We start from the raw sequence: 4,698 nt of genomic DNA on the forward strand, positions 1-4,698 counted from the left end.
ACAGTGACGAGAAAGGGACGGCCGCCGGTGACCCGCCGTCCGTCCCTTTCTCGTCACTGTCTCTCCCCGTCGCCATGTGCCCCCCTGGTGTCCGCTTCCGCAGCGTTTCACTGCTACTCCACAGAGTGAACGTCAAGGTCGGTGCGGTGCAAGGCGGTTGGGAGCCGACCGCCGCCGCCACCACGGCCCGGCGGGCTCCCGCGAGGCGACCGAGATTCGGCCATGAAGAGGGATTAACGCACTCGAACTCTGGCCAGAATGATGCAGTGACAGCCCGTCGACGAACTACATAATAATACGTTGGGGCCCTGAAGATCATTCATTCAGCATTACGTTCCAGGCCACCGGCCACCAATGAACGGCGCGAGGAGAGCGGCCGTGCATGATGAATTCCTGTGCCATGTCACCGCCTACGGAGTCAGTGGCGGTCAGCGTATAGGCGTACCCCTGGGAACGTATCGCGCACCCACTCTGTCACTTGCACTGTGGTGGTTACGGGACCGGGCGACCTGGATTGCGGAACGTCTCGATCCGAGCCCCGACAACGACAATTTTCCCGCGCGGGCACTCGCCCCCCTGGCGGACAACGTCCCCGACGTACCCCAGATGCTGCGGGCGTGGCGCGACAACCAGGCCCATCAGGACCGGGTCGCGGAACATCTGGCGGCGGGTCAGCTCATTCGCGTCGCCACGCGCGACGAAACCACGGAATATGAACTTCTCGCGGAATCTGTGGACGCGCTGCGGATGGACCGTGTCAGCCCCGCACTGATCGACGACTCGGATATCCAGGACGATTACGCGTACGCATATGTGAAGCCCTCGGAAGCCGCCGGGAAATGGGATACGCGAGAAGACTCCTTCGCCGACACGTTGCAACTCGGCAGACTGCCCCGCTAATCGCGGTACCGACGCATCGGAATAACTTCCTCCGCACCGCCGTTCACTCTCTCGGACACGCGGCGCGCGGCACGCGCCGCACAACGGCCGCCATCGTGCGGACGTTGCTACGGTCGGATTCGCACGGCCCGCGGAGCGTCCTCACACGGATGCCACGGGCGGAGCGGAACCCGGAAGGAGACGGCAGATGCTGTTCGGCAAAGAGCATGTCAAGCGTTATCAGGAGACCGACGGCGAGGTGGGACACGAGTGGGAGAAGGGCACGACCACGCTGATCCTCACCACCACCGGCCGTAAGAGCGGTGAGCAGCGCAGCACCCCTCTCATCTACCGGCCCTACGGTGACGACGTGCTGGTCGTCGCCTCCAAGGGCGGCAGTGACTCGCCTCCCCTGTGGTACCTCAACATCCAGGCCGACCCCGAGGTACGCGTCCAGGTGAAGGGCGACCGCTACACCGCCCGCGCCCGCACCGCGACCCCGGAGGAGAAGCCGGAGATGTGGCGCCGGATGGCCGAGGTCTGGCCCGACTACGACGAGTACCAGACCAAGACGGACCGGGAGATTCCCGTGGTCGTCCTGGAGCGCGTCTGACCGTTCGGCCGCCTGTCGTCTTCGCTTCCGTGAAGCCGCTCGCCCGAAACCACTCCGCCGGCGCCGACGTCAACTCGTCGGCGCCGGCGCGGTGGTGACGGAGCGTCAGCCTCTGGGCGTCAGTTCCAGCGCCTCGGCCAGCCTGCGCCACTGCGTGAGCGGCAGGGCCGACGCCCTCTCGCCCGTCAGGACCTGGAGCGCCAGATGGTCGGCGCCTGCGGCCAGGTACTCGTCGACCCGGGCCCGTACCGTCGCCGCGTCGCCCAGTGCGAAGAGCGCGGCGAGCAGCCGGTCGCTGCCGCCGTCGGCGAAGTCGCGCTCGGTGAAGCCGAGCCGGAGCAAGTTGTCGGTGTAGTTGGGCAGTTGGAGATACATCGCCAGCATCCCACGCGCGACCGTACGGGCCTGGTCGAGGTCGGTGTCCAGTACGACGGTGAGCTCCGGCGCCAGCAGCGCGTCCGGACCGAGCGCCGCGCGCGCCTGCGCGGTGTGCTCGGCCGTCACGAGATACGGGTGCGCGCCCCACGCCCGGTCGGCGGCGAGCTTCAGCATCTTGGGGCCGAGCGCCGCGAGGACACGGCCGGAGGCGGGCACCGGGTCGGCCGCGGCGTCCAGGGCGTCGAGGTACTCGACCATGGCCGAGTAGGGGCGCGCGTAGTTCGGGTTGAAACCCTGGTGGCTGACGCCCAGTCCGAGGACGAAGCGTCCCGCCGAGTCCCGCCGGATCCGTGCCGTCCGCTCGGCGACGGCCGGCGCCGGGTGGTCCCAGATACTGAGGATGCCGGTCGCGACGGTGATGTGCCGGGTCGCTTCGAGGACGGGAACCACCTGGTCGAGCGAGGGGCTGCCGCCCATCCAGATCGTCCCGTAGCCGAGCGCGTCGAGTTCGGTGACCGCCGCCGAGACCGCCGCGAGGTCCGCCGGTTCCGAGGGGTGCAGGGCCGAACTCCAGATACCGATCCTGCCGAAACGTGCGTCATTGTCAGTGGGCATACCGAAAGCTAACGCAGGGCCCGGTCCGATATTCCGCTCCCACGCCCCGCCCCCGTGCCCCGCCTCCCGGCCGGGCGTCCGACGGGATGGTTCCCTTCGCGTTCACCACACCAACATCCGCCGCTCATTCGGTGTCGGCAGCATCGGCCTACCGCCCGGCCACCTGAAAGACATCAAGGAGCCCTGTGAAGATCCTCCGCAAGATCTCATCAAGCGTGAGCGCCGGGAAGCCGCGGTCGGGCAGTCCGGCCGGCGGGCGGGCCGGCGGGCGGGCCGGCACCCGGATCCGCGATCTCGACGAGACGAACCGGCGGACGGACAAGGAGGCGGCGCGGATCAGGCCCGTCACCACCTCCGAGATCCTCACCAAGCACCGCAAGGGGTTCCCGCACCACGGCTGGGTCGAGATCGACTCCGAGCACTGCCCGCCGTTCGTCATGTTCTGCGCGAACGACGAGGCCGTCGCCCTCGACACCGTATGGAACGGCCGCTTCGGTTACGAGTCGGCGAGCCTGCACCACTGGAGCCGGCTCGCCGCTTCCAGCCGTACGATCCTCGACGTCGGCGCGCACGTCGGCTACTACGCGATGATCGCCTCGCTCGCCGCACCCAAGGCCACGGTCCACGCCTTCGAGCCGGTGCCGCCGATCCACGCGAGGCTGGCCGTCAACCACCGGGCGAACGGGCTGAGGAATCTCGTACTGCACCAGAACGGTGTCTCGGACCACATGGGCACCGCCGACATCAACATCCGCTTCCCGTTGTCGAACCTGCTCTCCACCGGCTCCTCGCTGGAGGACTTCGACAAGCCGCCGGCCAGCGCTTTCACCACCCGCGTCCATCTGCTCACCCTGGACGAGACCCTGGGGGACACCCCCGTCGACCTGATCAAGATAGATGTCGAGGGCCATGAGCCGAGCGTCCTTGCCGGTGCGCGCAACCTCATCAAGCGCGACCGGCCCGTCATCATTCTCGAAGCCCTGCACAAGACACTGCTCGGCAAGCTCACCGAACCCTTCGACGGGCTGGACTACACCTTCCGCTGGATCTCGGAGTCCGACGGCCGGCTCGTCCCCATCACCGGCGACCGCCCCGAGAAGAGCCGCAATCTGATCTTCGCCCCGAAGGAGCGCGAGTACGCCTGACGCCCGCGACACCTCCGGCGGGCGGGCGTGGACATGGCGCCGCCCCGGCACGGGCGTGGCGCTCGTGGCGGGGCGGCTGGTCGGCGGACCCGGCCGGCTCGGCCGGCCGGGTCCGCCGGTCAGTGGTTCGGCCGCTCAGCCCGGTCAGCTGAAGACGACGGAACGGACCTGCAGCCGCTCGGAGGCGTGGCCCCCGTTGGGCCGCAGGGAGAAGTGCGCGCCTTCGCAGTCGACGCCCGCGAAGACGGTCGCGGTGGCGTTCGTGTTGTTGCGCGGGCTGTGCGCCGCCGCCGACCGCGCGTCGCTGACCTCGGGGAGCGTGATGCACTCGCGGCTGCGCGGGTCCGCCAGGCCCGACGTCTGCGTGATGCCGGCCTCGTCGCTGTGCCGGTAGGTGAAGTCACCCTCGGCCGCGCCGGCCGAAGTCGGGAGGGTGATGACGAGGGCGAGGGCGCCGACGGCGGCGGCCACACTGGTACGAAGTCGCACAGGACACTCCAATGGTGCGGATGGGGTGGAACAGATCGTCGAAAGGCTGTCCCGGTCCGTGCGGATGCTCTCCGGCTGCCCCTGTTCACCGCTCGAACAGACGCTGCTGAAACGCTTCTTCATACGCCATGTGGGTCGTCGCCCGGCCGTCGGCGCCCCCCTGTCAGAGCCCGTCGGTGAACAGGAGCCGGTTCGGCGAACCCTCACTGACGGCGGACAGCTTGTTCTGCGTGGCCGATCCGCCGAGCCAGTCGGCGAGCTCGTCGGCGGTGGCGTCCGGGTGCTCGGCCTTGTAGAGCGCGGCCACGCCCGCTACATGCGGAGAGGCCATCGACGTGCCGTTCAGGGTCGTGGTGCCGCCGCCGAGCTTGGCCGACTCGATGGCGGTGCCCGGCGCGAACAGCGACAGACACTTTCCGTGGTTGGAGAAGCCGCTCTGCTTGTCGGTGCTGTCGGTGGCGCCCACCGTCACGACCCCCTTCGCCGAGGCGGGCGAGACCGAGCAGGCGTCCTCGGCGTCGTTGCCGGCGGCGAGGATCGGCAGTACGCCCCGGCGCGACAGCGCGGTCGCCGCGCTGT

General features: G+C 68.9%; 5 protein-coding genes and 1 pseudogene. 3 read left to right on the forward strand and 3 right to left on the reverse strand.

The features are described 5' to 3' along the window. Positions 1–378 precede the first annotated feature (378 nt). Together BHU15_RS35605 and BHU15_RS35610 are read left to right on the forward strand one after the other, a co-directional pair. Positions 379–774, forward strand: a pseudogene (locus tag BHU15_RS35605) (hypothetical protein); the annotation flags it as partial. A gap of 313 nt (positions 775–1,087) precedes the next feature. Continuing rightward, complete coding sequence (locus BHU15_RS35610) at positions 1,088–1,492, forward strand: nitroreductase family deazaflavin-dependent oxidoreductase (protein ID WP_023543696.1); 405 nt, start codon at positions 1,088–1,090, stop codon at positions 1,490–1,492. A 105-nt stretch (positions 1,493–1,597) separates the two neighbouring features. Here the strand turns inward: BHU15_RS35610 and BHU15_RS35615 are convergent, their stop codons facing one another. Next, positions 1,598–2,485 (reverse strand): LLM class F420-dependent oxidoreductase, encoded by an 888-nt coding sequence (locus BHU15_RS35615; RefSeq protein ID WP_069630891.1) that lies wholly within the window; start codon positions 2,483–2,485, stop codon positions 1,598–1,600. 215 nt (positions 2,486–2,700) lie between these two features. Here BHU15_RS35615 and BHU15_RS35620 point away from each other — a divergent pair, with 215 nt between their 5' ends. Next, positions 2,701–3,630 carry an FkbM family methyltransferase gene (locus BHU15_RS35620; RefSeq protein WP_141726960.1) on the forward strand — a complete coding sequence of 310 codons (930 nt, stop codon included), beginning with the start codon at positions 2,701–2,703 and terminating at the stop codon, positions 3,628–3,630. Between the two features lie 144 nt (positions 3,631–3,774). Here the strand turns inward: BHU15_RS35620 and BHU15_RS35625 are convergent, their stop codons facing one another. Further along, positions 3,775–4,119: a hypothetical protein gene (locus tag BHU15_RS35625; RefSeq protein WP_069630893.1), complete on the reverse strand. Its 345-nt coding sequence runs from the start codon at positions 4,117–4,119 to the stop codon at positions 3,775–3,777. A 163-nt stretch (positions 4,120–4,282) separates the two neighbouring features. Then, the coding region (locus BHU15_RS35630; protein WP_171908521.1) for a S8 family serine peptidase at positions 4,283–4,698 on the reverse strand (416 nt) is incomplete at its 5' end.

The sequence above is a fragment of the Streptomyces niveus genome, assembly GCF_001723055.1.
GTDB lineage: Bacteria > Actinomycetota > Actinomycetes > Streptomycetales > Streptomycetaceae > Streptomyces > Streptomyces niveus.

Excerpts from the sequence above, each read along its gene's own strand:
- BHU15_RS35610 (WP_023543696.1), top strand. The coding sequence starts at position 1,088 with ATGCTGTTCGGCAAAGAGCATGTCAAGCGTTATCAGGAGACCGACGGC.
- BHU15_RS35615 (WP_069630891.1), bottom strand. The coding sequence starts at position 2,485 with ATGCCCACTGACAATGACGCACGTTTCGGCAGGATCGGTATCTGGAGT.